Raw genomic sequence first — 2,996 nt, forward strand, 5'->3', positions numbered from 1 at the left:
CCAGTACATGCTCGAGCGGCGCCGCGAGCTCGGCGGCTTCCTGCCGAATCGGGTGGTGCGAAGCCGGCCGCTCAGCCTGCCGGGCGACGCCGCCTACGCCAGCGTGAGACGCGGATCGGGAATCCAGCCCGTGGCCACGACCATGGCGCTGGTGCGGCTGATCAAGGATCTGATCAAAGATCCTGAGATCGGTCCCCGGCTGGTGCCGATCATTCCCGACGAAGCCCGTACCTTCGGACTGGACGCACTGTTCCCGACGAAGAAGATCTACTCGCCGCACGGGCAGACCTACACCTCGGTCGACCGGGACCTGTTCCTGTCCTACCAGGAGGCTACCGATGGCCAGATCCTGCACGAGGGGATCACCGAGGCCGGGGCGACCGCGTCCTGGACGGCGGTCGGTACATCGTACGCCACCCACGGACAGCCGATGATCCCGCTGTACATCTTCTACTCGATGTTCGGCTTCCAGCGCACCGGCGACGGCCTGTGGGCGGCCGCCGACCAGATGACCCGGGGCTTCCTCCTCGGCGCCACCGCCGGCCGCACCACGCTCAACGGCGAGGGCCTGCAGCATCAGGACGGCCATTCCCTGCTGCTCGCCTCGACCAACCCCGCATGCGTGGCCTACGACGCGGCCTACGCCTACGAGCTCGGCCACATCGTGCGCGACGGCCTGCGCCGCATGTACGGCGAGCCGCAGCAGAACGTCTTCTACTACCTCACCGTCTACAACGAACCGATCCTGCAGCCGGCCGAACCGGACGACGTCGACATCGACGGCATTCTGGCCGGCATGCATCGGCTCCGCGGCACCGACAACACCGACGGCCCGGCGGCTCACATCCTGGCATCCGGTATCGCCGTGCCGGCCGCGCTGGCCGCGCAACGCCTGCTCAGCGACGAGTGGGGCATCCACACCGACGTCTGGTCGGTCACCTCCTGGACCGAACTACGCCGCGAGGCGCTCGACGCCGATACCTGGAGTCTCCAGCATCCCGACGAAGCTGCCCGTATCCCGTACGTCACCCGCCGCCTGCAGGAACACGCCGCCCCCGTGGTGGCCGTGTCCGACTGGATGCGGGCCATACCGGACCAGATCGCCCGCTTCGTACCGGGCCGCTGGGCATCTCTGGGCACCGACGGCTTCGGCATGAGCGACACCCGCCCGGCCCTGCGCCGCCACTTCCGCACCGATAAGACATCGATCGCTCTGCGCGTGGTCCAGGAGCTGGCTGCGGCCGGACTGGTGGACGCCGCCACGGTCCGCAAAGCCCAAGCAGCGTACGGGGGCATGCCGCACGAAGGCACGACATGAAGGCAACAAGCAGGGGTACGCGGACGCGGCTGATTGCAGGCGGCCGGCAAACAGGGACCGCGACATTGACCGCGGCAGCGCCTGGGCAGAGCCGTTCGCCCGACGTGACAGTGGATACCAGGCACGCGGTGGAACCGTCACCGGCCACGGCCGTCTGCGCCGTGCCTCCGATCGGATAACGACAAGCGACGCCAAGCCACAGCTGGACCCTGTATGGCCAACCGGCCATCCGCGCCGGCGATGCCGACACGACCCCGAGGGAGTTGCCATGCAGCTGATCGTTTACGGGGACTTCAATTGCCCTTACTCCTATCTGGCCAGCCAGCGAACCGACGTACTGCAGCGGCTGGGGCACCGAGTCGACTGGCGCGCCGTGGAGCACGATCCGCAGCTGTCGATGACCGGCACACCCAGCGCGGCCGATGCCGGCCGGTGGCGGCGCGAACTGACTGAGGTTGGCGACCTGGCACTTCCCGGCAAGCATGCCCCCACCAACGTTCCGGCACTGATCAGCAACACCTACGCGGCGACATCGGCCTACGCCGAGGCCCTCACCGACGGGATCGCCGACCAGCTACGCCGCAACCTGTTCCACGCTGTCTGGCTGAGCGGCGCCCACCTGAGCAACGCCTACGACGTCCGCCCGCTCATCGCCGCCCTGACCTTCCCCCACGTACCCGTGCGTTCCTGCCTGGGTCTCGAGCTCCCGCGGCCAGGGCTCGGCAACCCCGACCCTGCCCAGCCCAGCCGCATGCTCGGCGGCACCATCGCCCCAACCGGAGCACCACTGACGACCACCGCCTGGCGGCGCATCACCAGCTGGCGACACGACTGGCTGGCGCTTGGCATCCCCGTGCTGCCTACCGTGGTCGACTCGGCTGGCACCGCCCGCTCCGGCGTCGAGGCATTGACCTGGCTCGCCGGGCTGCTGCCCGGCCGACGGCCCGACGGGCCGCGTACCGACCGTCGTTCGCCGGCGCCGGCGAACCGTACACCGGAGCCGGCCGGCGCCCTGGGCGCCGACCGCTGAACAATCGCGGTCCGTAGTGGACCAGGACCGCCTCGGCCCGAAAAGGCCGCGTCAGTCAGGCCAAGACCGGCCGTTGCCGTAGTCCAGCAGATCGGCTCATCTCAATTTGCTGTCCTCGACCCTGTCGATGGGGCAGACCGAGCCGGATGCTGTCGGTAAGAACAACCGAATCGAGAGAGCGGCCCCTCTGGCCGTCGCCAGGCCGGGGCTTCACGTCAGATGACCGAGAGGCCGGCTCCGCAGAAGGTCCTTCGGACGGCTGTTAGTCGGAAGGGAGTAGGCATGCTCAGCGACGCAGAACAGCGCAGGTTGACGGAGATTGAACGCGGGCTGCGGTCGGCGGATCCCGCGTTCGCCGATCGATTGACCGATGTCACGCAGAGCCGGCCCCGCAAGTCACGCACGTGGTGGATCGCAGCTGCTTTGATCATGGGTGTGGCGGCGTTGATGATCAGCCCTGGAGTCGCGCTTATAGCGATAAGCCTGGCCGTCATCAGTGCCGCGATCTGGTGTACCCGCCACGGCCACTCGATGGACGGTAAGCGTCCACCACAATAGCCCGCTTGCCGGCCCACACGCGCGTCGCGGGGGGCGATCGAGTGCTGCCCCGCAGGTTGGCCGGGGGTCGGCAGGGTCGATGCGAGCAGT

At 68.5% G+C, this 2,996-nt stretch carries 3 protein-coding genes; all 3 read left to right on the plus strand.

Annotation, left to right across the window (positions count from 1 at the left end; genetic code table 11):
- Positions 1 to 1,318 (plus strand): transketolase-like TK C-terminal-containing protein (locus ODJ79_RS46395; protein ID WP_411267455.1); only part of this gene is annotated, 1,318 nt, incomplete at its 5' end.
- Positions 1,319 to 1,586: 268 nt separating this feature from the next.
- Positions 1,587 to 2,348, plus strand: coding sequence for a DsbA family protein (locus ODJ79_RS46400; protein WP_263030155.1), 762 nt, complete (start codon positions 1,587 to 1,589; stop codon positions 2,346 to 2,348).
- A gap of 282 nt (positions 2,349 to 2,630) precedes the next feature.
- Positions 2,631 to 2,906: a DUF3040 domain-containing protein gene (locus tag ODJ79_RS46405; RefSeq protein WP_263030156.1), complete on the plus strand. Its 276-nt coding sequence runs from the start codon at positions 2,631 to 2,633 to the stop codon at positions 2,904 to 2,906.
- Positions 2,907 to 2,996 lie beyond the last annotated feature (90 nt).

The sequence above is a fragment of the Actinoplanes sp. KI2 genome (assembly GCF_025630775.1).
Lineage (GTDB): Bacteria > Actinomycetota > Actinomycetes > Mycobacteriales > Micromonosporaceae > Actinoplanes.

What these genes read in the sequence shown, in the direction of transcription:
- ODJ79_RS46405 (WP_263030156.1), top strand. Translation starts at nt 2,631, where the DNA reads ATGCTCAGCGACGCAGAACAGCGCAGGTTGACGGAGATTGAACGCGGG.
- ODJ79_RS46400 (WP_263030155.1), top strand. Translation starts at nt 1,587, where the DNA reads ATGCAGCTGATCGTTTACGGGGACTTCAATTGCCCTTACTCCTATCTG.